The sequence below is a fragment of the Brevundimonas vitisensis genome, assembly GCF_016656965.1.
Lineage (GTDB): Bacteria > Pseudomonadota > Alphaproteobacteria > Caulobacterales > Caulobacteraceae > Brevundimonas > Brevundimonas vitisensis.
The window spans coordinates 2,896,323-2,920,450 of record NZ_CP067977.1; the positions used below are offsets into that span (position 1 = coordinate 2,896,323).

A 24,128-nucleotide genomic window follows, 5' to 3' on the forward strand; every position below is an offset into this window, starting at 1 on the left:
TACGGCGAGGGGCAGCGCGATATAGGTCCGCCATGACCCTACCTCAGCCTCTGCCCCGCCTGTCGGCCGTCGCCGCCGACTATGACATCCTGCTGTGCGATGTCTGGGGGGTGATCCACAACGGACGCGAAAGCTGGCCGGGCCCCTGCGACGCCCTCAGCCGGTTCAACCGCCAGGGCGGCCACGTCGTGCTGATCTCCAACTCGCCCCGTCCTGCCGATGGCGTGATCGGCCAGATGGACGGCCTGGGCGTCCCCCGAGATGCCTGGCGCACCATCGTCACCTCGGGCGATGCGACGCGGATGGAGCTGGCCAAGCGCGCACCCGGACCGGCTTGGCTGATCGGTCCCGATCGCGACCAGCCGCTCTATGAGGGCCTCGGCCTGGAAATCGCCACCGGCCCCGAGGACGCCGCCTTCATCAGTGTGACCGGCCCTGACGACGATGAGGTGGAGACGCCCGAAGATTATCGCGAACGCTTCCGGCCGGCGGTCGAGCGAAACCTGGAGATGATCTGCGCCAACCCCGACCGGGTGGTCCAGCGCGGCGATCGCCTGATCTATTGCGCCGGCTCGCTAGCAGACCTGTACGAATCCATGGGCGGGCGGGTGACGATGGCGGGCAAGCCGTTCGCCCCGATCTATGACCTGGCCCTGGCCGAGGCCGAGCGCCTGCTGGGCCGCGGCGTGGATCGCTCTCGCGTCCTGTGCATCGGCGACGGCGTGGTGACTGACGTTCTGGGGGCAGAGGCGCAGGGGCTGGACTGCCTGTTCATCGCTCAGGGCATTCATGGCGATGCCGCGCGCGCGTCCAATGGAGGTCTGGATCCTGTGCGCGCTGCGGGCCTGTTGGCGGCAGAAACGACACGCGCCCGATACGCCGCGCTGGACCTGGGTTGGTAAGGCTCGCCAATTCATTCGACAGGGGCTAACACCGGCCCATGGTCGAACTGGTCACCGCTCATCCGTCCGGCGGATATATTCTGGACGAACTCCGTGTGGGCATGGCGGCGGACAAGACCGTCCATGTCACCGAAGAACGCATCCGGCTGTTCGCCGAGGCTTCCGACGATTTCAATCCCGTGCATCTGGACGAGGCCTTCGCATCAAAGACGGCCTATCGCGGCCGGATCGCGCATGGCTTGCTGTCGGCCTCCTTTGGCTCGGCCGTGGTTGGCACCATTCTGCCGGGCGCGGGATCGATCTACATCTCCCAGACCCTGGGCTTTCACCTGCCGGTCCGGATCGGCGACGACGTCGATGTCCGCATCACCGTCATCAGCGTCGATCAGGACAGCGCGCGGGTCGAGCTGAACTGCGAGGGCTTCGTTGCGGGCAAGAAGATCATGGACGGGGTGGCCGTGGTCCGGGTGCCGCGCCGGCGTCGCCCGCAAAAGGGCTGACAGCCGCAGTGACCGAGACGGTCCAGATCATCCGCGGCTTTCGGGATTTGCCCGACAGCCTGCGGCACGCCGCCGTCGCAGTGGGGGCCTTTGACGGTGTTCATCGTGGCCACCAGGCGGTGATCACCTCTGCGCGCGAGGCCGCGGCCCGTCTTGCGGCTCCCTTGGCCGTGGTCAGCTTCGATCCGCATCCGCGACGCTGGTTCCAGCCGGACGCGGCGCCCTTTCGCCTGATGAAGTCCGGCCAGCTGGCGCGCGCCCTGGCTCCGCTGGGTGTCGAGCGGCTGTATCTGCTGGCATTCGACGCCGAGATGGCGAGCATGACCGACGAGGCCTTCGCTCGGGAGGTGCTTGGGGCAGGTCTTGGCATCCGTCACGCGGCCGTTGGCTTCGACTTCACATTTGGCAAGGGCCGCTCGGGTTCACCCGAGGCCCTGGCCCGTTACGGCGCCGAGGCCGGTTTCAGCGTCTCGGTGACCCCGCGAATCGATGACCCGGACGGGCTCAAGCTCTCGTCCAGCGCCGTCCGCGAGGCGCTCAAGGCAGGGGACATGACCCGCGCCCAGACCATCCTCGGCCGCCCCTTCGCCATAGAGGGCGAAGTGGTCCACGGCGACAAGCGCGGCCGGACCATTGGTGTACCCACGGCCAATGTGCGGATGGGCGACTATATGCGGCCCGCCTATGGGGTCTATGCCACGCGCAGCCGCCTGGCCGACGGGCGGGTGATCGACGGGGTCGCCAATCTGGGTGTCCGCCCGATGTTCCAGGCGCCCGAACCTCTGCTGGAGGTCTGGCTCTTCGACTTCGCCGGCGATCTGTATGGCCAGACGATCGAGACCGAGCTGGTGGCCTTTCTGCGCGGCGAGATGAACTTCGACGGCCTCGATGCGCTGAAGGTTCAGATCGATGCGGACGCCCGCCAGGCCCGGTCCGCGCTCGCGGCCATGCCAGCGACGCTCTAGTCCTGGGCCAGAGCGGCGCGGAAGCTGGAGCCACGGGCGATCAAATCATCGATCCGCCATTCGCCGTCTTCCTTTGTCAGAATCAGCGTCTGATTGATGTGGTCTTCCGGTCCCGTCACACCGCCGCCGCGACCGAAGTCGAACACGACATGGGCCACAGCCCTTTGTGCGGAGGCTTCCGGCACCGTCAAGGAGATCAGGCGCAGACCGGCCGAATCCTGACACTGGCACACGGGGTCGGCCTCGAACGCCGGATGATGGCCGTTCGCGCTTCGCGATCGAGCGTTGTCCATCGCGTCCAGTGCAGAGCGTGAGAACAGGTCGGGGGCATCGCGACCCAGGGGCGTCAGGGTTTCCAGGGTGCCGGGGCTGTAGATCCAGCGCACAAAACAGCTGACCTCGAACTGTGCCTGGCTGGCATAGGTTTCGTGCGGCAGACGTTCGCAGCCGACCGGGTCCTGAGAAAACAGGACAAGAGCAAACGACAGGGTGAGGCTCATGGTGTCACTCCGGATGAGGGCGGCATCCTGAACCGGAAGGGGCCGCGAGGATGCTGTCGAGACCTGACTGTGCAGGGCCGCAGGCCTCTGCTAAACCGCCGTCAACATGACCGTCCGCGTGTTTCGCCCGATTTCGATTAGCCGCCCGGCGTAGCGCCGCAGGGCCTCTGGCTCCGCGCTCGCCGGGATCGAAACACCCATTCGCGAACGATCACCCAAGACACGCCTGGACGACTGAACATGGCCGACGCCTCCGATTCCCCCGCTTCCGGCCGCGACTATCGCGAGACCGTTTTCCTGCCTGAGACGCCGTTTCCGATGCGCGGCGGCCTGCCGCAAAAGGAGCCGGCGATCATTGAGGCCTGGGGTGACCTGTACGGCGACCTGCGCAAGGCGCGTCAGGCACAAGGGGCACCGCTGTTCGTGCTGCACGATGGTCCGCCCTATGCCAACGGCGACATCCACATCGGCCACGCACTGAACAAGACGCTGAAGGACTTCGTCGTCCGCAGCCGCTTCCTGCTGGGTCACGACGTCGATTTCGTGCCGGGCTGGGACTGCCACGGTCTGCCGATCGAGTGGAAGATCGAGGAGCAGTATCGCGCCAAGGGCCGCCGCAAGGACGAGGTGTCCAAGGCCGAGTTCCGCGCCGCCTGCCGCGAATACGCGGCGGGCTGGATCGAGGTGCAGAAGGCCCAGTTCGCGCGTCTGGGCATCCTGGGCGACTGGGACAACCGCTATGCCACCATGGACTTCGGCACCGAGGCCGCCATCGTGGCCGAGTTCCACAAGTTCAAGAACAGCGGCCAGCTGTATCGCGGGTCCAAGCCCGTCATGTGGTCGCCGGTCGAGCGCACGGCCCTGGCCGATGCCGAGATCGAATATCACGACCATGTCTCGCCCACAGTCTGGGTGAAGTTCCCGGTGACCGGCGCAACCGACAGCCATCCCGACGACCTGTTGGCCTTCCGCCATGCCAATCCGTCGATCGTGATCTGGACCACCACGCCCTGGACCATCCCGGCCAACCGGGCGATCAGCTATGGCCCCGAGATCGCCTATGGCCTGTATGAGGTCCAGTCGATGGAGCAGGGGTTGGAGTTCGAGCCCTGGGCCAAGCCGGGCGACCGGCTGATCGTCGCCGACAAGCTGGCCGAGGACGTCTTCAAGGCAGCCAAGATCGCGACCTGGACCCGGATCGACGCCATCGATCCCTCCGGCCTGGAATGTGCCCATCCGTTGGCGGCCCTGTCGCCGGGCTTTGGCTTTTCGGTGCCTCTGCTGTCCGGCGACCACGTCACGGACGATGCGGGCACGGGCTTTGTCCACACCGCCCCCGGCCACGGTGCCGACGACTATGAGGTGTGGAAGGCGCACGGCCATCACGAGGTGCCGGACACGGTCGATCCCGACGGTGCCTATTACGATCACGTCCCCCTGTTCGCCGGCCTCAAGGTGCTGGAGACCGAGGGCAAGAAGACCGGCAAGTTCGGTCCCGCCAACGGCGCGGTCATGGAGAAGCTGATCGAGGCGGGCAATCTGTTGGCCCGCGGCCGGCTGGAGCATTCCTATCCGCACAGCTGGCGCTCGCGTGCGCCGGTCATCTTCCGCAATACGCCCCAGTGGTTCATCCGCATGGATGCGACGCTGAAGTCGGGCGACACCCTGCGTGAAACGGCCCTGAATGCCATCGACGCCACCGCCTTCCATCCGGCAGCCGGGCGCAACCGCATCCGCTCTATGGTCGAGGGCCGCCCCGACTGGCTGATCAGCCGGCAGCGCGCCTGGGGTACGCCGCTGGCCATGTTCGTCGACAAGCAGACCGGTCAGCCGCTGCATGACCCCGACGTGGACGCCCGCATCCTGGCGGCGGTGAAGGAAGGCGGGGCCGACGCCTGGTTCGACCGGCCCGACGCCGACTTCCTGGGCCTGCACGACCCGGCCAAATACGAGAAAATCACCGACATCCTGGACGTGTGGTTCGATTCCGGCTGCACCCACGCTTTTGCGCTGGAGCCGCGCGATCCGGCTCACGGCTACACCGGCGACCGGCCCTCGCACTGGCCGGCGGACCTTTATCTGGAAGGGTCGGACCAGCATCGCGGCTGGTTCCAGTCCAACCTGTTGGAGGGATCGGGCACGCGCGGCCGCGCGCCCTATCGGGCGGTTCTCACCCATGGGTTCACCCAGGACGAGAACGGCGAGAAGATGTCCAAGTCCAAGGGCAACACGGTCGATCCAGCCACGGTCATCAAGGAAAGCGGGGCCGACATCCTGCGCCTGTGGGTCGCGCTGGTGGACTATGCCGAGGACCAGCGGATCGGAAAGCAGATCCTGCAGACCACGGTCGATGCCTATAGGAAGCTGCGCAACACCGTCCGCTATCTGCTGGGTGCGCTCAGCGACTTCGACGAGGCGGAGCGGATCGATTATGCCGAGATGCCGCCGCTGGAGCAGTTCATCCTGCACCGTCTGTGGGAACTGGATGGCCAGGTGCGCACCGCCTATGCCGAGTATCGGTTCCAGGATGTGGTCCGTCCGGTGCTGGAGTTCTGCGCCGGGGACCTGTCGGCCCTGTATTTCGATATCAGGAAGGACAGCCTGTACTGCGACCGCCCCGATGCGATCCGCAGGCGTGCTGCCCGCACAGTGATGGATGCCGTCTTCCTGCGCCTGACCGCCTGGCTGGCCCCGCTGACGCCGTTCACGATGGAAGAGGCCTGGGGAACGCGGTTCCCGGAAGGCGGCTCCAACTGCGCCCGGGTGATCCCCGAGACGCCTGCGCAGTGGGCGAATGCGGCCGAGGCGGCGCGGTGGGCGAAGGTCCAGTCGGTGCTGGAAGTCGTCAATGATGCCCTGGAAGCGGCCCGCCGCGAAAAGACCATCGGCGGGGCCCTGGACGCTTGGCCGACCGTGACCGGATCGGATGAGGCCCTGGCCGCCTTCGACGGCCTGGATGCCGCCGAGGTGTTCCGCACCTCGGGCGTCGAGATGATCGGAGGCGGCGATGCCGTCACCGTTCGCATCGACCTGGCAGACCACCCCAAATGCGCCCGCTCCTGGCGCCGTGTCCCCGACGTCGGCTCCGACCCGGCCTACCCGGACCTCAGCGCCCGCGACGCCGACGCCGTGCGGTGGTGGGACAGCCAGCGGGCGAGCTGAGACAGCCCCCTCCGTCACGGCGCGCAGCCGCGCCGCGCCACCTCCCCACGCCTGCGGCGCAGGGAGGAGACAGGCGGTGCACGTCTCCTCCCCATCCTTGACGGGGAGGGGGACTGCGGAGCGGTGGAGGGGGCCTTTCCGCAGCGCGGGCTGGGGGAGGGGTTTGCCCGACTCCCCGGGGGGCGCTAGAGCATGCGGCTTCCCCCGAAGCCTGCGCCGAAGACCACCCATGCACGATATCAAGGCCATCCGAGAGACACCCGACGCCTATGTCGCCGGATGGTCGGCGCGCGGGGTGGCCGATGCGGCCGACCTGGTCGCGCGGCTGCTGGCGCTGGATGTGGAACTGCGGGCGGCCCAGACGGCGGGGCAGGAGGCGCTGAGCCGGCGCAATGCGACGTCCAAGCTGATCGGCGCCGCCATGGGCCGCAAGGACATGGCCGAGGCCGACCGCCTGAAGGCCGAGGTCGAAACCCTGAAGGGCGAGATCGCCGCCCAGGGCGAGATCGAGACCGCCAAGGCCCGCGAGCTGCGCGATCTGCTGGCCGCGCAGAAGAACCTGGCCGCCGCCGATGTGCCGGACGGCGAGGACGAGGACGCCAATGTCCAGGTCTCGATCTGGGGCGAACCGCGCCGCACCGGCCCGGCCAAGGACCACGCCGACCTGGGCGAGGCGATGAAGCTCTTGGATTTCGAGGCGGCGGCCCGGATGAGCGGGGCACGCTTTGCCGTGCTGAAGGGCGGCCTGGCCCGTCTGGAACGCGCCATCGGCCAGTTCATGCTGGACCTTCAGACGACCGAGCACGGTTATCTGGAGGTCAATCCGCCCTACCTCGTCCGCGACGAGGCGATGTTCGGCACAGGGCAGCTGCCGAAGTTTGCCGAAGACCTCTTTCAGGCTGTGAGTTTTCCTGCTGACGCAATCGACAATGTGCGTGGCATTGAGCGAGACGATGACATCGCCGGACAGGTCGATGAGTTCATCGACCAAGTTTTCGACGATCGCCGCTGGCTCATCCCCACCGCCGAAGTCTCCCTGACAAACCTCGTGCGCGAGCAGATCACGCCGGAGGAGGAACTGCCCCTGCGCCTGACTGCCCTGACGCCCTGTTTCCGGGCCGAGGCGGGGTCGGCGGGGCGCGATACGCGCGGCCTGATCCGCCAGCATCAGTTCCACAAGGTCGAGCTGGTCTCCATCACCACGCCGGACAAATCCGACGAGGAACACGAGCGCATGACCACCTGCGCCGAGGTCGTGCTGCAACGGCTGGAACTGCCCTATCGCCGGATGCTGCTGTGCAAGGGCGACATGGGCTTTTCGGCCAGGAAGACCTTCGACCTGGAGGTCTGGCTGCCCAGCCAGGGCACCTATCGCGAGATCAGCAGCGTCTCCAACTGCGGCGACTTCCAGGCCCGCCGCATGGACGCCCGCTTCAAGCCCAAAGAGGGCAAGCCCGAGTTCGTCCACACCCTGAACGGCTCCGGCCTGGCCGTCGGTCGCACCCTGGTCGCGATCATGGAGAACTATCAGGATCAGGACGGGCGCATCGCCGTTCCGTCTGCATTGCTGCCCTATATGGGTGGCCTCACCCATGTCGGAGCCTGAGCCATGCGTAACCTGATCCTGATCGCCGCTGCGTCCGCTGCCCTGTCGGCCTGTGCCACCGCACCCGTTGCCACTTTCGATCCGAACGGCTCCGAATGGACCGGCTGGGTTCGTTTCACGTCGGACGAGTTCCAGCTTTACGCCAACGAGAACCAGGTGCTGCAGCCGTTCTCTCGCCCCTGCCTGTCCGGGGCCCTGCCGCGCGACGAACAGCGCCAGTACCGCGAACTGTCCGGTACCAAGGTCCAGGTCACCGGCCGCACCACGCCCTGGTCGGCCAACCAGTCCGGTGCCCGGATCGAGCATGAGGGATCGGTCATCCGCAATGACTGCGGCGGGGCCGTCGTCATCCTGGCCGACGACATGAAGCCGGTCGCCTAGAGGTCTGATGCGTATTCTCCTGACCAACGACGACGGGATCGAGGCCGAGGGCCTGGCCTGTCTGGAGCGGATCGCGCAGGCGCTTCTCGACGCTTCGGCCTCAAGTCGCACCGGGCACGACAGCCCCGATGAAATCTGGGTCGTTGCGCCCCAGGAGGAGCAGTCGGGCAAGGGGCGGGGGATCACCCTGACGGAACCCTTGCGGATCAAGCGGTTCGACGATCGGCGCTTTGCCGTGACCGGAACGCCGACCGACTGCGTCGTCCTGGCCGTCAACGACCTGATGGCCGAGCATCGGCCGGACCTGGTGCTGTCGGGGGTCAACCGGGGGCACAATGTCGGCGAGGACTGCTCGTATTCCGGCACGGTGGCGGGGGCCTTGCAGGGCATGGCCTTCGGCATCCGCTCCATCGCGCTGAGCCAGTCGCTGGAGCGGTTCCACGACGAGGTCACGGCCCACTGGGAAACGGCCGAGGCCTATGCTCCCGCCATCATCAGCCGCCTGCTGGCCCAGGACTGGCAGCCCGGCGTGGTCATGAACCTGAACTTTCCCGCTCGCTCTGTGGATCAGGTCACCGAGATCGAGGTCACGCGTCAGGGCTTCCGCAATCAGGGCGAGATGCACGCCGTGCGCCGCACCGACCTGCGCGGCCGCGACTACTACTGGATGAGCTTTCGCGGCACGAAACAGGATCACGCGCCGGGCACGGACCTGCGGGCCATGGACGACGGCAAGATCTCCGTCACGCCGCTGCACATCGATCTGACCCACATGGCCAGTCTGCACGACCTGAAAGGCGTCCTGGGCGGGGTGCCGCCGAAGGCGGTGGTGGCTGCGGAATGAACCTGCGCGACGATCGGGCCGGGCGGTTGATCCTGGGTTTGCGGCAACAGGGGGTCACCGACCCGCGCGTGCTGGCGGCCATGGAATCGATCGACCGCGCGGTCTTCGTGCACGAGAAATTCCTGGATCAGGCCTGGGAGGATCAGGCCCTGCCCATCGACTGTGCCCAGACGATCAGCCAGCCCTATATCGTCGGCCTGATGACCCAGGCGCTGGACGTCCAGCCCCGCCACCGCGTGCTGGAGATCGGCACCGGCAGCGGATATCAGTGCGCGGTCCTCAGCCGGCTGGCCCGCTATGTGTATTCGGTTGAACGATACCGCTCCCTGCTGACAGAGGCTGAGGGCAAGCTGCGGCTGCTGGGCATCGACAATGTCATCACCCGCCATGGCGACGGAGGCCTGGGGTGGCGCGACCAGGCACCGTTCGACCGCATCATGGTCACGGCCGCCTCGCCCGGGGAGCCCACCGAACTGCTGAAGCAACTCAAGCCCGGCGGCATACTGGTGGCCCCCGTCGGCCGCACCTCGGTCCAGATGCTGCACCGCTATACCGGACAACTGGACGGTTCATTCCGCCGCGAGAGCCTGGCGGAGGTGCGCTTCGTTCCGCTGGTGGAGGGCACGGCGAAGGAGGGTAATGCTTGATGCGATCGCGCGTCGCCCCACTTTCGCGCCGTTTGCCGGGTTGGTTCGGCAGCGGGCGTAGCCAACAGTCATGACACTTCAGGAGGGCCGCATGGTCGAGATCGAACGCTGGATGAAGGGGATGGTGATTGCGGCTGTCGCCCTGACCGCCGCCGCCTGCGCCAGCTATCCGTCCGAGCCGCGTTATTCGATCTATGCCGATCGCCAACCGGCTCGTCCCGCCGCTCCGCCAGCACCGGCACCGGCACCGGTCCCCTATGGTGAGGGCGTGGTCGGCCCGACCAATCCGGCCAACGAGGTCCCACCGCCGCTGACCGCGCCCGTCGGCGTAGTCGAGGGCGGGGCCTTGCCGTCCCTGGAAGATGCGCCGCCGCCACCCTCGCGGCCGGCTTCGACGATCACCGGTGCCGCCTATGTGATCCAGCCCGGTGACACCATTTCGGGGGTCGGACGACGGTTCCAGACCCCGGTCCAGACGTTGATCGACCTGAATGCCCTGGGGCCCCGCGCAGCCCTGTCGCCCGGTCAGCGCATCATCCTGCCCGATACCGCCGTCGACACCGGCTCGGACCCCTATGCCACCGGCCCGTCGCCGACCGGAGTTCTGGTGCCCAACCGGGGGGCTCCGCCGCCGCCCCCGCCGCCGCCTCCCTCGGGCAATCCCGCCTCGCCCCCGCCCGCCCGGCCCAATGGCTCCGCCGCGACGACGGTTGCCCTGGACTGGCCCGTGCGCGGCGACATCCTTCGCCGTTTCGGCCCCGTCGGCCTGGGCGAGCGCAACAACGGCATCAATATCGGAGCGCCCGCCGGGGCCGAGGTCCGGGCCTCTGCCGCCGGGCGCGTCGGCTATGTGGGCGACGATCTGGCAGGTCAGGGACTGACTGTGCTGGTGGTGCACCGCGACGGATGGCGTACCGTCTATGGCCACCTGGGCTCTGCCACGGTGCGCGATGGCGACGACGTTCGCGCCGGCCAGTCGATCGGCACGGTTGGCCTGACCGCCGGCGATGGCCGTCCGTCGATCCACTACGAGGTCTGGCGCATGCGCGGCGACGAGCCCAGCGCGATCGATCCCCTGACGCTTTTGCCCAGGTAGGCTGCTCCCTCCCATGAAGGGAAGGGAGAATTATGGGGCCGCGTTGCAATCACGGGCGGCGCACCCTAGTTTCCGCGCCTCGTTTTAGAAGGGCAGGGCGCACGGGTGCGTCCGTGCCGGGGAAGAAGAATGACAGCCACTCCTGACGGCGGCATCGCCGCGATCGCCATGCAACTGTTGCCCTTCGTCGGCATCTTTGTGCTGTTCTATTTCCTGCTGATCCGTCCGCAGCAGAAGCGGGCCAAGGAGCACGCGGCCCTGATTTCCGCGATCAAGCGCGGCGACGAGGTCACCCTGTCCAACGGCATGATCGGCAAGGTCACCCGCGTCGAGGACGACAAGGCCATGGTCGAGATCGCACAGGGCGTGAATGTCGCCGTGATCAAGGCCATGATCAGCGACGTGCGCAACCGCACCGCCGTGGCCGCCAACGACTCGCCGTCGCAGGTCAAGCCCGCCGCCACCCGCGCCAAGTCGACCCGCGCCAAGGTCTGAGTTCGGCCTGCGGGCCCCGGAAGTCTCCGCCATGATCCATCTGTCGCGCTGGAAGGTCATCCTTCTCGTCCTGTCGCTCGCATTCGGCGTGCTGTTCGCCTATCCGAACCTGCTGAGCCCCGCCCAGCGTGCGGCCTTGCCGGGTTGGCTGCCCAAGAACACCCTGAACCTGGGTCTGGATCTTCAGGGCGGGTCCTACCTGCTGCTCGAGGTCGACGTGGCCGAGATGCGCGCCAAGCGCATCGTCAACACGACCGAAGATGCCCGGCTGACACTGCGCGAGGCGCGCATTGCGACCACCGGTTTCGTGCCGGACGATCGTGGTGTGGTCGTCAGCGTGGCCGACCCGGCCCAGATGGACGCCGCGCTGACCGCCCTGCGCGTGCTGGCCCAGCCCGACAGCTCCGGCGTTGCCGAGCGTCAGGTGACGCGACTGTCCGGTAATCGCATCCGTCTGGCCTTCACCGATCAGGCGATCAACGGCATGGGCGCGACCGCGGTCGATCAGTCGATCGAGGTCGTCCGCCGCCGGATCGACAGCCTCGGCACCCGCGAACCCTCCATCACCCGTCAGGGAGCCACACGCATCGTGGTGCAGGCACCCGGCGAAAGCGATCCGGCCCAGCTGGAACGGGTCATCGGCCAGACGGCGCAGCTGACCTTCCAGATGGTCGATGAAACCGCTTCGGTCGAAAGCGCCGTTGCGGGCATCGTGCCCCCGGACGCGGAGTTGCTGTATGACGCCGAGGGCCTGCCTTATGTCGTCAAGCGCCGCGTCCTGGTGTCGGGTGAAAACCTGACCAGTGCGCGTGTCGGCAGCGACGAAACGGGCCGTACGGCCATCGACTTCCGCTTCGACGGCATCGGCTCGCGCCGGTTCGGCGAGACGACGGCCGCCAATATCGGCAAACAGTTCGCCATCATCCTGGACGGGCGGGTGATCTCTGCGCCGACGATTCAGAGCGCGATCACGGGCGGCAGCGGTCAGATCACCGGCAACTATTCGATCCAGTCGGCGTCCGAGTTCGTGAATCTGCTGAACGGGGGGGCCCTGCCTGCGCCTCTGAACGTGATCGAGCGCCGGACCGTGACGGCCGAGCTGGGTGCCGACGCGGTCGCCGCGGGTGGCATTTCGACCGCGATCGGCTTTTTCATCATCGTGGCCTTCATGCTGCTGGCCTACGGTTTCCTGTTCGGCGGCATCTCGGTGATCGGCCTGTTGCTGAACGGCCTCTTGATCATCGCAGCCATGTCGCTGACTCAGGCGACGCTGACCCTTCCCGGGATCGCCGGTCTGATCCTGACCTTCGCCGTGGCGGTGGACGCCAACGTGCTGATCTATGAGCGGATGCGGGACGAGGCACGAGCCGGACGCTCGGTCATCGCCTCGCTGGACGCCGGCTTCAACAAGGCCATGGGCACCATCGTCGACGCCAACCTGACCACCCTGGTCGCGGCGTTGATCATGTTTGCCTTCGGCGCGGGCCCGGTGCGGGGCTTTGCCTGGACGCTGACCATCGGCGTCTTCACCTCCATGCTGTCGGCCGTTCTGGTCGCACAGGTGGGTCTGGCCTGGTGGCTGAAAGTCGCCAAGCCCAAAAAACTGCCGATCGCGGAGTGATGGCGATGCGTGGATGGCCCCTGATCAAACTGTTGCCGGTCAAGACGAACCTGCGGTTCGTGGACTTCGCAAAATACTTCGCCGGCCTCTCGGTGGTGCTGGTGATCGCCTCGCTCGTGGGCGTCTTCTATCCCGGCCTGAACATGGGCATCGACTTCCGGGGCGGGGCCTCGATGGAGGTCGCCAAGCCCGCCGGTCAGGTCCTGGATCTGGAAGCCACCCGCTCGGCGGTCGGTGAACTGGGGCTGGGCGATGTGCAGGTGCAGGGCATTGCGCGCCTGGGCAGCCAGGTCGATGACGGCTCCACCGCTGTTCTGCGTTTCCAGATTCCGGAGGGCCGCGATCAGACGGCCGTCGTTCAGCAGGTCGAGACCGCCATCAGCCAGGCCGTTGGCGAGGTGACCTATTCCGGCGTGGCGGTGGTGGGTTCCAAGGTCTCGGGTGAGCTGTTCATGTCCGGGCTTCTGGCCCTGGGCAGCGCCATCGTACTGATGTTCGCCTACATCTGGTTCCGGTTCGAGCCGCAGTTCGGCTTTGGCGCCGTGGTCGGGCTGCTGCACGACGTGATTCTGGTGTTCGGACTGATCGTGCTGATGCGGCTGGAATTCAGCCTGAACATGGTCGCCGCCATCCTGACGGTCATCGGGTATTCGATGAACGACACGGTCGTGGTGTTCGACCGCCTTCGCGAGAACCTGCGCAAGTACAAGACCATGCCGCTGCGCGAGGTCATCGACCTGTCGATCAACGAAACTCTGACCCGGACCATCATCACCGGCATCACGGCCGTCATGGTGCTGGCGGCTCTGGCTATCTTCGGTGGAGAGGCTCTGTTCGGCTTCTCGATCGCCCTGATGTTCGGGATCATCATCGGCACCTATTCATCGATCTATGTCGGTGCGCCGATCATCCTGTTGTGGGGCGTCAAGCGGGGAGCCGCTGTCGAGGATGCCAAGCCGATCAAGCTGGGCATGGCGTCCCGGCCGTAAACTCTATCTCCCTCCCCATGACGGGGAGGGAGGGCTATAGTGAAGCTTCATAGACGAATCGACGCTCTGGGGAGGGCTGGACCATGGGCAAGCTGCTTTCGAACTTCCGCGCTACGATCATCCTCAGCCTGGTGCTGGCCGGTGTGATGATCTTCGCTTTTGGCCGGATTGCGCCGGGCGGCTTTGACCTGGGCTTCTGGCAGGCGACCTTCCGCTGGGGTCACGTCGTGTCGGGCATCCTGTGGATCGGCCTGCTGTACTACTTCAACTTCGTCCAGATCCGGGTGATGCCGAACATCCCCGCCGAGCTGAAGCCGGCCGTCGGCAAGCATATCGCGCCCGAGGCTCTGTTCTGGTTCCGCTGGGCCGCCCTGGCGACCGTTGTCTTCGGTCTGGCCGTGATGTTCACCCGGGGCCACGCCTATGCGGCCGAGGTGATGAGTTTCGGCTTCGCCGGTGGTCTGGTCGAGGGCGATCAAGGCTTCACCCTGCTGGGCGTCGGCGTCTGGCTGGCGATCGTCATGTTCCTGAACGTCTGGGGCATCATCTGGCCGAACCAGAAGCGGGCCCTGGGCATCGTCCCGGCTGAGGACGATGTGAAGGCCAAGGCGGCGCGTATCGCGATGCTGGGCAGCCGCACCAACCTGCTCCTCAGCCTGCCCATGCTGGCGTCCATGGCCATGTACCAGACGCTGTTTGGCTGATCCCGAAGACACTCTGGACGCACAGGTCCGCCGCGCCGACCCGGATCGCTGGCTGTCCAGCCGGTTCGTTTCGAACCCGCAGGCGCGCGCCGACCTGATCGCCCTCTATGCGTTCGAGGCCGAGCTGATGGCCATACCGGCGCGCGTCACCCAGCCCCTGCTGGCCGAGATGCGTTACGTCTGGTGGCGCGACCAGATGGACGGCGTCTTCGCGGCCGAGCCCAGGCGGGGACATCCCGTGCTGGAAGCCCTGACCGACGTCGCGACCCGTCACGGCCTGGATCGTGGCGTCTTCGACCGGCTGATCGAGGCCCATGTCGGACGCATCCACGACATGCCCCACGATCTGAATGCCTTCTATGTCGGTCCGATGCAGGCGGCGATCCACGTCCTGGCGGGACCGGGCCACGGCGAAGCCGCAGTGACGGCCGGGCGGGTGCGTGGTCTGTCTCAGACGGGACGCCTGGAAGAGGCGCACGCCTTGCGGTCATCCGCCAATGCGGCCCTGAAAGCCTTGCCCATCGCTGCATTTCCCGCCGTGGCTCACGCGGCCCTTCTGCGTCCCGATGCGCCCGAAGCGGTCAAGCGCCTGCGCCTGACCTGGGCCACGCTGAGAGGCCAGATCTGACGATCAGCCCTGAGGCCAGGCCGTGACCTCGTCCGGCCAGACCTGGCGGTTCGGCGACCCGTCGTAGGTCCAGGACAGGGTCCGCGCCATGGCATGGGCCCCGGCCACGACAAGGGGGGAGGCGGCAGGCAGGCCATGCATCTGCCGCGCCCAATCCGGCAGCAGATCGGCCCCCGCCCGCATGATGATCTTCGAGGCGGCGGTCTCGGCCAGTCCGTCGATCTTCTGGCCCATGACCAGGGCCGCGACCTCCTTCGTCCGGGCATCGGCCCTCAGACCAGGGCGCATCAACTGGATCAGGGCCTGGGCCCCGGCCCGGTCGTACGGCACAGGATCAGCCCCCAGGGCCAGGCCGATGCGGGCCATCTCGGCGATATAGGCGTCCTGATCGGCCCCGGACATCGCCGGGTCGCCATACCGGACCCAGGCATCCAGAAAGCTGGTGATCTCGGTCACATGCACCCAGGCCAGCAGCGCCGGGTCACTGACGCGATAGGTCGTGCCGTCCGGCAGGGTGCCACCCAGCCGATCGTGAATGCGTCTCACCCGTTCGATGGCCGCCTGTCCTGACGAGGCGTGGTCATAGGTCGTCACAGCGATGAATTTGGCGGTGCGACGCAGCCGGCCATGCATGTCCGCGCGAAAGTCCGAATGGTCCCAGACGCCCGCCAGCACCGCCGGATGCAGCATCTGCAGCAGGAGACCTGACACCCCGCCGATCATCATCGTGACGATGTCGCCATTGACCCGCCAGGCGATGGAGTCCGTCGCGAACAGGGCGTCCGCGCGCCGCAGAGCCGGACGCTCACCCCGCTCATAGTCGTTGAAGATCTCATTGATCCTCTGGCGGATGGCGCGCTTTGCGAACTCCAGCGGATGGGTCATGGCAGCGATTTCAGGCCTGCCCTGCGGCGGGGCCCAGGACCGCGATCTTGCGGTCCAGGCGGGCGACCTCGTCTTCCAGCCGCGCCTTCTCCGATGCCATATCGACAGGCGAGCCGTCGTCTTAGGTCAACCGGGCTCCCTTGGCGATCAGGTCCAGGCGATAGATCAGGGTCACCCGGCGTGCCGTCAGCCGCTCCAGTTCACCCTCCGACCCGGGCATCAGGCTGCCCCCCGCCAGGTGTTCAGAGCCTCGACTGCCCGCAGGCTCATCAGCCGCTTCTTGGCGCGGCCGCGTTCCTTCATCGGAATCTTGACGCCCGCCTCGTCCACCTTGGGCGCGGGCAGGGGCGGCAGCAGGCCATAGTTGATGTTCATCGGCTGGAACTTGGACCCCTCCAGATGTCCGCCGGTGATGTGCTCGACCAGGGCACCCAGTGCGGTCTCGGGCGGCGGGGCATCAAGCGGCTGACCCAGACGCTCGGCGGCGGCCAGTCGTCCGGCCAACAGGCCCATGGCCGCGCTCTCAACATAGCCCTCCACGCCCGTCACCTGGCCAGCAAAGCGCAGGCGCGGCATGGCCTTCAGCCGAAGCTGCCGGTCCAGCAGCTTCGGACTGTTCAGATAGGTGTTGCGATGCAGGCCACCCAGGCGCGCGAACTGGGCGTTCTGTAGGCCGGGGATCATGCGGAACACCTCGGCCTGGGCACCGTGCTTCAGCTTGGTCTGAAAGCCGACGATGTTGAACAGGGTGCCCAGCGCATTGTCCTGACGCAGCTGGACGATTGCATGGGCCTTGACCATCGGGTCGCGCGGATTGGTCAGGCCGACGGGCTTCATGGGGCCGTGGCGCAGGGTCTCTCGGCCCCGCTCGGCCATGACCTCGATCGGCAGGCAGCCGTCGAAATAGGGGACGTTCTCCCATTCCTTGAACTCGGCCTTGGGCCCGCTGAGCAGGGCATCGATGAAGGCGTCGTACTGGGCCCTGTCCATCGGACAGTTGACGTAGGCGGCGGCGTCCCCGCCGGGCCCCTCCTTGTCATAGCGGGATTGCCGCCAGGCGATGTCGAAGTCGATGCTGTCGGCGTGCACGATCGGGGCGATGGCATCGAAGAAGGACAGGCTTTCCTCGTCCGTCAGGCCCAGGATTGCGTCGGCCAGGGCTGCGGAGGTCAGCGGCCCGGTCGCGACGATGACATTGTCCCAGTCCGCCGGCGGCAGGCCCGCGATCTCTTCGCGCACGACGGTAATCAGCGGGTGCGCCTCCAGCCGGGCGGTCACGGCCTGGGAAAAGGCGTCGCGGTCCACGGCAAGGGCTCCGCCAGCCGGCACCTGATTGATGTCTGCGCTGGCCATTATGACGGAGCCCAGCGCCCGCATCTCGGCATGAAGCAGTCCGACGGCATTGTATTCCCAGTCGTCGGAGCGGAAGGAGTTGGAACAGACCAGTTCGGCCAGGCCATCGGTATGATGGGCGTCGGTCTTTACGCCGGGGACGCCCCGCATCTCATGCAGGATCACGGGAACGCCGGCCTCGGCGGCCTGCCAGGCGGCTTCTGAACCGGCCAGGCCGCCGCCAATGACGTGAATGGGTGAAATCTTCGCGGGTGAGGGGATCATCGCGGCTTTCTAGCCACGCATTGCGTCTTCGTCAGCAACGGACTGGCGAGCGAAGCCTCCCGGCCGTAAAGATTGCTGCGACATGGGGGCGCGCATGGTCCGGGACCGGGCTGATCAACGCAGGCTGAATCCAATCCGGGCCCTGGCCGAGGGCGGGGCCTCGATCCCGCGCGCCGCGCAGGGGGCCTGGGGCATTCTGGCCTTCTGGACCCTGATGTTTGCTGCGCCTCTGATCGTGCCGATGGAGGGGGCAGTCGGCGCCCTGCACGGGCTGGGCCTGTCCTTGACGGCGCTGGTTGCGGTGGGTGCTCTTCTTCGTCTGGGGGTCGGCCAAAGCCTGAAAGACGCGCGGGCGCTCGGTCTGGGGGCGGCGGGGTTCCAGGTCGGCGCCGCCGAACTGCGTATCATCTGGGCCACCGTGCTGATCGCCATCTTCCTGGGTCTGATCGCGGTTGTTCTGGGGCTGATGACGCTGGCCGTCTTCGGTATCGCCGAACTGAACGCTGCCGCGATCCAGGCGCGGGACTGGTCAGCGGTGGGGCCGGTCTGGAAACAGGCGGTGCTGGCCATCTTCACCCTCGGCATCGTGGCGGTTCCGGTCCTGCTGCTGACCCGGCTGTCGCTCTTCGCGGCGGCCAGCGTCGGTCGGGGACGCACCGTGTCGCTGGACAGTATGGCCATCGCGACCGGCAGCGGCTGGCCCCTGTTCGGGCTGCTGATCGTTTTGGCGGCGGGACCGGTGATCCTGGGCCTGATCGTTCTGGAAGGCGTCGTGCCGTCCCCCCTTTCGCGGCTGTTGATCGCGATCCTGCTGCCCTGGATATGGGCTCCGTTCGCCGTCGGCAGCCTGTGCGGAGCCTATCGGCAGCTGGAATACTGGACGCCGGAAGAGCCCGGATTCAAACATTAACGCGATTTACGCTGACGGCGCGCTGGGCCGTGCGTTAGCCTGCGTCGAGGGATTGGGAGGCGACTATGGGATTCTCGGCAACCGAGGCTGCATTTGAGGGCTTTCGGGTCGTGCGGCGCAAGCCGCTCGCCCTGGTATGGTGGGGATTGTCCTATTTGCTGGTGATGGCGGTGGGCTTTGCGCTGATCGCTCCTCAGCTCGTCAATCTGATGGTGGCGATGCAGACGCTACAGGCGTCGAGCGGGCCCCCGGACATGACCGATTTCCAGCCAATGTGGGCGGCCTATGGCTCCATCATGCCGATCGTCTTTCCGCTGGGTATCATCTTCGGTGCCGTAATGAATGCCGCGATCGTGCGCTCGGTCGTTTCGCCCCAGTCGGACGCTTTCGGTTACATGCGCCTCGGCATGGACGAGGTCCGCACAGCGGTCGTCACCCTGGTTTTGACGATCCTCAGCATCGTCGTCTCCGCGCTGGTGTTCGGGCTGGTGGGCGCCGTGTTCGGTTTCGCAGCAGCAGCGCAAATGCCGATGCTGCTTCTGGTCGGCGTTGCGGCAACGATTGGCGGACTGGTCCTGATGGCGTGGCTGTCAGCAAGGTTTAGCCTGGCCGTCCCCATCACCGTGGCGGAAAAGCGGATCGCCATTTTTGACTCGTGGGGTCTGACCAAGGGCCGCACCTGGCCCATCATCGGCATGGCCATCATCGCCTTTGTCATGACCGTAGTGGTCAGTCTGCTGGGCAGTCTGATTTTCCTACCCCTGACGATGACGGTTGGGGCCATGAATGACTGGACGGCTCTGGAAGGTATGACCCTGCCTGAAATCCTCGCGGCGGTGGGCCCGGCACTGGCGGTTTCGATCCTGGTTCAGGCCGTGATGTCGTCACTGCAACTGGCTGTCATCTATGCGCCGTTCTCCGCCGCCTATCGGGACATCAAGGCGGGCTGAGCCCCGTTTTAGGAGACACCGAATGGCTGGCATCGAACTCTACGCCCCGCGCAAGGCAAACCATCGGCGGACGTGGACGGCAGCCGCTGTGGTTCTGGCCGTGGTCTTCGTCTTCCTGGGCCAGATACTGGGCATCATCCCGGCCATGGCCACCGGCTTCATCGACCCCAGCGGAACGATGAGCAGCTGGCAGCAGATGGCCTATACACTGGTCTTCTGTTTCGGGGCCGGGTCGGCCCTGACCATGGCCTGGACGGTTTTGTTCGAGCGGCGCTCACTGGCCACGATTGGGCTGAATGGCCGCTGGGCCATGCGGTTCGGGCGGGGCTTCCTGATCGGTCTGGCCTTCCTGGGCGGTTTCGTCGGCATCATCTGGGCGATGGGCGGCTATACGATCGAGGCGGGCGGGGCCTTCACCACGGCCGCCGTCGGCGCGGCCCTTCTGCCCATCGCGATCCTGCTGTTCGGCTTCATCATCCAGGGGTCGACCGAAGAGATCATCATGCGCGGCTGGCTGATGCAGCTGGTCGCTTCGCGCCATGGGCTGGTGCTGGCCATCGTGATCAACTCCCTGGTTTTCGGCCTGCTTCACGGCGGCAACATCGAGCCGTCGCGCGAACTGGCTCTGGGCCTGGTCAACATCGCCTTGTTCGGCGTCTTCATCAGCCTCTATGCCGCGCGCGAGGGGTCGATCTGGGGCGTGTGTGGCTGGCATGCGGCCTGGAACTGGCTGCTGGGACTGGGTTTCGGTCTGGAAGTCTCCGGTCAGGTGATCAACACCTCGCCCCTGATCACCGACCTTGCCACCACCCAGGCTGTGCCCTGGTGGGTTACGGGGGCCACCTTCGGGCCCGAGGCCAGCGTCGTGACCACGGCCGTCCTGCTGATCGGTTCGGTCGTGCTGGCCGTGCGGTTTCGGACCAAGGGTCACCCGGTGGAAGCCGATCTGGCCTGATCACTCCCCCGCGATGCGGGGGAGGATTTCCGATCAGGCGCGTTTCTTGAGCGCTGCCACGCGGGCCTTTCGGCGCGTTTCGTGGCGGTCCAGAACCTCTTTCAGATAGCGGCCGGTCCAGCTGGCCTTGTCAGCGGCGACCTGTTCGGGCGTGCCCTTGGCCACGATCTCGCCGCCGCCGTCGCCGCCCTCCGGACCGAAGTCCAGCAGGTAGTCGGCGACCTTGATGACATCCAGATTGTGCTCGATCACCACAATGGTGTTGCCCGCGTCGACCAGTTCCTGCAGCACTTCCAGCAGTTTGCGCGTGTCCTCGAAATGCAGACCCGTGGTCGGTTCGTCCAGGATGTAGAGGGTCTTTCCGGTCGCCCGCTTCGACAGTTCTTTCGACAGCTTCACCCGCTGGGCCTCTCCGCCCGAAAGCGTCGTCGCTGACTGGCCAACCTTCACATAGTCGAGGCCCACCCGTGACAGAGTCAGCATCTTGTCGCGGATCGGCGGCACGGCCTTGAAGAAGTGGCCGGCCTCCTCGACCGTCATGTCCAGGACGTCGCTGATCGACTTGCCCTTGAAGACGATCTCCAGCGTCTCGCGGTTGTATCGCTTGCCCTTGCAGACGTCGCAGGTGACGTAGACGTCGGGCAGAAAATGCATCTCGATCTTGATCAGGCCGTCGCCCTGACAGGCTTCGCAGCGACCGCCCTTGACGTTGAAGCTGAACCGGCCCGGCCCGTATCCTCGGGCCTTGGATTCCGGCAAACCCGCATACCAGTCGCGGATGGGGCCAAAGGCTCCGGTATATGTCGCCGGGTTCGAGCGCGGAGTGCGGCCGATCGGGCTCTGGTCGATGTCGATGACCTTGTCGAAATGCTCCAGGCCCTCGATCCGGTCGAAGGGGGCAGGGGCGTCGGACGCATTGTGCAGGCGGCGTGCGGCGGCCTTGTAAAGCGTCTCGATGGTGAAGGTCGATTTGCCGCCACCGGACACGCCGGTGACGCAGGTGAACAGGCCGACGGGGATCTCGCCGGTCACGTTTTTCAGATTGTTGCCGGTGGCCCCGCTGATCTTCAGCATCTTCTTGCGGTCGATCGGACGGCGACCGTCGGCGGGAAGCTCGATCTCGCGCTCACCGGTCAGGTATTTTCCGGTCAGCGAGTTGGGATTGGCCATGACCTCTTCAGGCGTGCCCTCGGCGCAGATGGTGCCGCCGTGAACCCCGGCGGCCGGACCCATGTCGATGACATAGTCGGCGGTGGTGATCGCCTCCTCGTCGTGCTCGACCACCAGGACGGAGTTGCCCAGGTCGCGCAGGCCCCGCAGGCTTTCCAGCAGACGGGTGTTGTCGCGCTGGTGCAGGCCGATGGACGGTTCGTCCAGCACATAGAGCACGCCGGTCAGGCCCGAGCCGATCTGCGAGGCCAGCCGGATGCGTTGGCTCTCGCCGCCCGACAACGTGCCCGACGATCGCGACATGCTGAGATAGTCCAGGCCCACATTGTTCAGGAAACGCAGCCGGTCGGTAATTTCCTTCAGAATGCGGCGCCCGATCTCAAGCTGTTTGTCTGTCAGCCGCTCCGACAGGGTCGTGAACCACAGATAGGCTTTTGAAATCGACAGCCAGCTGATCTCTGCGATGTCGGCCCCGTCGACCTTGACCGCCAGGGCTTCCGGCTTCAGCCGCTTTCCGCCGCACGCCTCGCAAGGCGTTTCGGATTGAAACCGGCCCAGTTCCTCGCGGACCCATGCGCTGTCGGTTTCGCGCCAACGGCGTTCCAGATTGGGCAGAACGCCTTCGAACGCCTTTGAGACTTCGTACTTTCTGGCGTTGTCGTCATAGACGAATTTGATTTTCTCGGTCTTGGTCCCATTCAGGATGACGCTCTGTGCCTGGGCCGGCAGGTCGCGCCAGGGCACGTCCATCGAGAAGCCATAGTGGCGGCTGAGCGCCTGCAGGGTCTGGGTATAGAGGGGCGAGGGGCCGCGCGACCACGGCGCGACGGCTCCCTTATGCAGAGACTTGTCTCGGTCCGGGACGACCAGATCGGCGTCGAAGGCCAGCTTGACCCCCAAGCCATCGCAGGCCGGACAGGCCCCGAACGGATTGTTGAAACTGAACAGGCGAGGCTCGATCTCGCTGATCGTGAAGCCGGAAACGGGGCAGGCGAACTTTTCCGAGAACAGGATCCGGCGCGGCTCCTCGCCCTCGGGGGCCGAGGCCCATTCTGCCACGGCGATGCCGTCGGCCAGGTTCAGAGCGGTCTGGAGACTGTCGGCATAGCGCGGTTCCAGCCCGGCCTTGGTGACGATCCGGTCCACGACGATGTCGATGTCGTGCTTAAACTTCTTGTCGAGCGTCGGAGCATCTTCGATGGCGTAGAATTCGCCGTCGATCTTGAGCCGCTGGAACCCCGAGCGCTGCCACTCGGCGATTTCCTTCTTGTACTCGCCCTTGCGTCCGCGGACGACCGGGGCCAGCAGAAGAATCCGCTCCCCGTCATCCAGTGCCGACAGCCGGTCGACCATCATGGATACGGTCTGGCTTTCGATCAGCAAGCCGGTTGTCGGAGAATAGGGGACGCCCACCCGCGCCCACAGGAGACGCATATAGTCGTGAATCTCGGTGACCGTGCCGACGGTGGACCGAGGATTCTTGGACGTGGTCTTCTGTTCGATGGAGATGGCCGGTGACAGGCCCTCGATCAGATCGACGTCGGGTTTGCCCATCAGTTCCAGAAACTGGCGGGCATAGGCCGACAGGCTCTCGACATAGCGGCGCTGGCCTTCGGCATAGATGGTGTCGAATGCCAGTGAGGACTTCCCCGAGCCTGACAGGCCGGTCATGACCACCAGCTTCTCGCGCGGAATGTCGACGTCGACACCCTTGAGATTGTGCTCGCGAGCCCCGCGCACGCGGATGAAGTTGTGCTTTTCGGTCATGTTGCCAAGTGACTGTGTGCCGGGAACGCCTGGACGCGGGACAGGCTCCCGCGAGACCCGCCTATATGGGGATCAATTTGCCGTTTTCAGCAAGAACATTGTGCGAACATTCGCCGCAGGCTCAAGGCCGGGCAGGCACGCCGCTTATTGCGGGACGGAGGCCAGAAAGCTGCCGATATTCAGGTTGATCACGCAATGCGCCGATCCGGTGTGGTCGATGACGCAATGATCCACGGCGAACAGGTCGCGTTCCACCTTTTCAGTCGAACGATAGACTTGGCCGCCGAACGCAAACTGCGACCCCAAGGCGGCGCTGTGTGCGGCCAGTCCGTCATAGAAGGCGCGGGCGACAGGACCCGAGCAGGAGAAGCGGATCATTCGGGTGTCGTCGCTCTGGACACGATCGTAGGTGCCGGCCGACGTCGCGGCATCGATACAGTCGATGATCAGCCGCGCCTGCGGCGGGACGATGTCACCCGCAATCGGCGAATAGTCCGGCAGGGCAGACGGTATGTCTGGCATGGAGGCGCAGGCTGCGAGGCTGGCAGTGACAAGTAACGCGGTGACGAAGCGGATGGGGTGCATGGCGTCCTCCGGCGCCGAGGATCTCACGCCCTCGTCATTCCGGCTACAGGGGAAAACTCTTGCGCGGGGTCGATGGTCACCCCATCCTCATGATGTACCGCGTGAACTGGAGGCTGGACGATGATCATCGGCGCTATGGAAATCGGGTTTGCCGTGTCCGCGGCGATGCTTGTCCTCGTGTTGGCGAATGCACCCCGGCCGAAGATGATCCGCGTGCGGGCACGCCGGACCAACCGCGCCGACCGCTAG

At 66.1% G+C, this 24,128-nt stretch carries 23 protein-coding genes; 18 read left to right on the top strand and 5 right to left on the bottom strand.

The window, feature by feature from the left end; genetic code table 11:
* Positions 1-32: 32 nt before the first annotated feature.
* Genes JIP62_RS14650 through JIP62_RS14660 form a run of 3 tightly spaced genes read left to right on the top strand, consistent with a single transcriptional unit; the run spans position 33 to position 2,367 of the window.
* Positions 33-902 (top strand): TIGR01459 family HAD-type hydrolase, encoded by an 870-nt coding sequence (locus JIP62_RS14650; protein WP_201102876.1) that lies wholly within the window; start codon positions 33-35, stop codon positions 900-902.
* Positions 903-940: 38 nt separating this feature from the next.
* Positions 941-1,402, top strand: a complete 462-nt coding sequence (locus JIP62_RS14655) for a MaoC family dehydratase (protein WP_201102877.1) — start codon at positions 941-943, stop codon at positions 1,400-1,402.
* A gap of 8 nt (positions 1,403-1,410) precedes the next feature.
* The gene (locus JIP62_RS14660) at positions 1,411-2,367 is read left to right on the top strand and encodes a bifunctional riboflavin kinase/FAD synthetase (RefSeq protein ID WP_201102878.1); all 957 of its coding nucleotides are present in this window, start codon (positions 1,411-1,413) and stop codon (positions 2,365-2,367) included.
* Here the strand turns inward: JIP62_RS14660 and JIP62_RS14665 are convergent.
* Positions 2,364-2,867, bottom strand: coding sequence for a DUF3828 domain-containing protein (locus JIP62_RS14665; protein ID WP_201102879.1), 504 nt, complete (start codon positions 2,865-2,867; stop codon positions 2,364-2,366). The genes JIP62_RS14660 and JIP62_RS14665 overlap by 4 nt on opposite strands.
* Before the next feature lie 240 nt (positions 2,868-3,107).
* On the opposite strand from JIP62_RS14665, the gene ileS reads away from it, so the two are divergent.
* The 11 genes from ileS to JIP62_RS14720 all read left to right on the top strand — a co-directional run bounded on the left by ileS (position 3,108) and on the right by JIP62_RS14720 (position 15,040).
* Entirely contained in the window at positions 3,108-6,029 is a 2,922-nt protein-coding gene (gene ileS, locus JIP62_RS14670; RefSeq protein WP_201102880.1) for an isoleucine--tRNA ligase, read from the top strand.
* 229 nt (positions 6,030-6,258) lie between these two features.
* On the top strand, positions 6,259-7,635 hold the full coding sequence (serS, locus tag JIP62_RS14675) for a serine--tRNA ligase (RefSeq protein ID WP_201102881.1): 1,377 nt from the start codon (positions 6,259-6,261) through the stop codon (positions 7,633-7,635).
* 3 nt (positions 7,636-7,638) lie between these two features.
* Positions 7,639-8,016 (top strand): hypothetical protein, encoded by a 378-nt coding sequence (locus tag JIP62_RS14680; RefSeq protein WP_201102882.1) that lies wholly within the window; start codon positions 7,639-7,641, stop codon positions 8,014-8,016.
* Positions 8,017-8,023: 7 nt separating this feature from the next.
* On the top strand, positions 8,024-8,860 hold the full coding sequence (surE, locus tag JIP62_RS14685; protein ID WP_201102883.1) for a 5'/3'-nucleotidase SurE: 837 nt from the start codon (positions 8,024-8,026) through the stop codon (positions 8,858-8,860).
* On the top strand, positions 8,857-9,507 hold the full coding sequence (locus JIP62_RS14690) for a protein-L-isoaspartate(D-aspartate) O-methyltransferase (RefSeq protein WP_201102884.1): 651 nt from the start codon (positions 8,857-8,859) through the stop codon (positions 9,505-9,507). Before surE ends, JIP62_RS14690 begins: the two co-directional genes overlap by 4 nt.
* A gap of 91 nt (positions 9,508-9,598) precedes the next feature.
* Entirely contained in the window at positions 9,599-10,603 is a 1,005-nt protein-coding gene (locus JIP62_RS14695) for a M23 family metallopeptidase (protein WP_230974781.1), read from the top strand.
* A 129-nt stretch (positions 10,604-10,732) separates the two neighbouring features.
* Complete coding sequence (gene yajC / locus JIP62_RS14700) at positions 10,733-11,098, top strand: preprotein translocase subunit YajC (RefSeq protein WP_201102886.1); 366 nt, start codon at positions 10,733-10,735, stop codon at positions 11,096-11,098.
* Between the two features lie 31 nt (positions 11,099-11,129).
* Positions 11,130-12,719: a protein translocase subunit SecD gene (gene secD / locus JIP62_RS14705; RefSeq protein ID WP_201102887.1), complete on the top strand. Its 1,590-nt coding sequence runs from the start codon at positions 11,130-11,132 to the stop codon at positions 12,717-12,719.
* Complete coding sequence (gene secF, locus JIP62_RS14710; protein WP_201102888.1) at positions 12,719-13,708, top strand: protein translocase subunit SecF; 990 nt, start codon at positions 12,719-12,721, stop codon at positions 13,706-13,708. The genes secD and secF overlap by 1 nt, the downstream gene beginning before the upstream one ends.
* Before the next feature lie 83 nt (positions 13,709-13,791).
* A complete protein-coding gene (locus JIP62_RS14715) occupies positions 13,792-14,412 on the top strand; it encodes a hypothetical protein (protein ID WP_201102889.1) in 621 nt (206 codons plus the stop codon).
* Positions 14,405-15,040: a squalene/phytoene synthase family protein gene (locus JIP62_RS14720; protein WP_201102890.1), complete on the top strand. Its 636-nt coding sequence runs from the start codon at positions 14,405-14,407 to the stop codon at positions 15,038-15,040. Before JIP62_RS14715 ends, JIP62_RS14720 begins: the two co-directional genes overlap by 8 nt.
* Positions 15,041-15,043: 3 nt before the next feature.
* Here JIP62_RS14720 and JIP62_RS14725 read toward each other — a convergent pair whose 3' ends face one another.
* Positions 15,044-15,925, bottom strand: coding sequence for an oxygenase MpaB family protein (locus JIP62_RS14725; protein WP_201102891.1), 882 nt, complete (start codon positions 15,923-15,925; stop codon positions 15,044-15,046).
* Positions 15,926-16,144: 219 nt separating this feature from the next.
* A complete protein-coding gene (gene trmFO / locus JIP62_RS14735) occupies positions 16,145-17,542 on the bottom strand; it encodes a methylenetetrahydrofolate--tRNA-(uracil(54)-C(5))-methyltransferase (FADH(2)-oxidizing) TrmFO (RefSeq protein WP_201102892.1) in 1,398 nt (465 codons plus the stop codon).
* An 82-nt stretch (positions 17,543-17,624) separates the two neighbouring features.
* Between trmFO and JIP62_RS14740 the strand changes: the two genes are divergently transcribed.
* The 3 genes from JIP62_RS14740 to JIP62_RS14750 all read left to right on the top strand — a co-directional run bounded on the left by JIP62_RS14740 (position 17,625) and on the right by JIP62_RS14750 (position 20,357).
* Positions 17,625-18,452: a hypothetical protein gene (locus JIP62_RS14740; protein WP_201102893.1), complete on the top strand. Its 828-nt coding sequence runs from the start codon at positions 17,625-17,627 to the stop codon at positions 18,450-18,452.
* A gap of 65 nt (positions 18,453-18,517) precedes the next feature.
* Entirely contained in the window at positions 18,518-19,402 is an 885-nt protein-coding gene (locus JIP62_RS14745) for a hypothetical protein (RefSeq protein WP_201102894.1), read from the top strand.
* A 22-nt stretch (positions 19,403-19,424) separates the two neighbouring features.
* Positions 19,425-20,357, top strand: coding sequence for a CPBP family intramembrane glutamic endopeptidase (locus JIP62_RS14750; protein ID WP_201102895.1), 933 nt, complete (start codon positions 19,425-19,427; stop codon positions 20,355-20,357).
* A gap of 33 nt (positions 20,358-20,390) precedes the next feature.
* Here the strand turns inward: JIP62_RS14750 and uvrA are convergent, their stop codons facing one another.
* Both uvrA and JIP62_RS14760 read right to left on the bottom strand, forming a co-directional pair.
* A complete protein-coding gene (uvrA, locus tag JIP62_RS14755) occupies positions 20,391-23,294 on the bottom strand; it encodes an excinuclease ABC subunit UvrA (RefSeq protein WP_201102896.1) in 2,904 nt (967 codons plus the stop codon).
* A gap of 144 nt (positions 23,295-23,438) precedes the next feature.
* Positions 23,439-23,906: a hypothetical protein gene (locus JIP62_RS14760; protein WP_201102897.1), complete on the bottom strand. Its 468-nt coding sequence runs from the start codon at positions 23,904-23,906 to the stop codon at positions 23,439-23,441.
* A gap of 93 nt (positions 23,907-23,999) precedes the next feature.
* Here JIP62_RS14760 and JIP62_RS15275 point away from each other — a divergent pair, with 93 nt between their 5' ends.
* Positions 24,000-24,128 (top strand): hypothetical protein, encoded by a 129-nt coding sequence (locus tag JIP62_RS15275; protein WP_269145460.1) that lies wholly within the window; start codon positions 24,000-24,002, stop codon positions 24,126-24,128.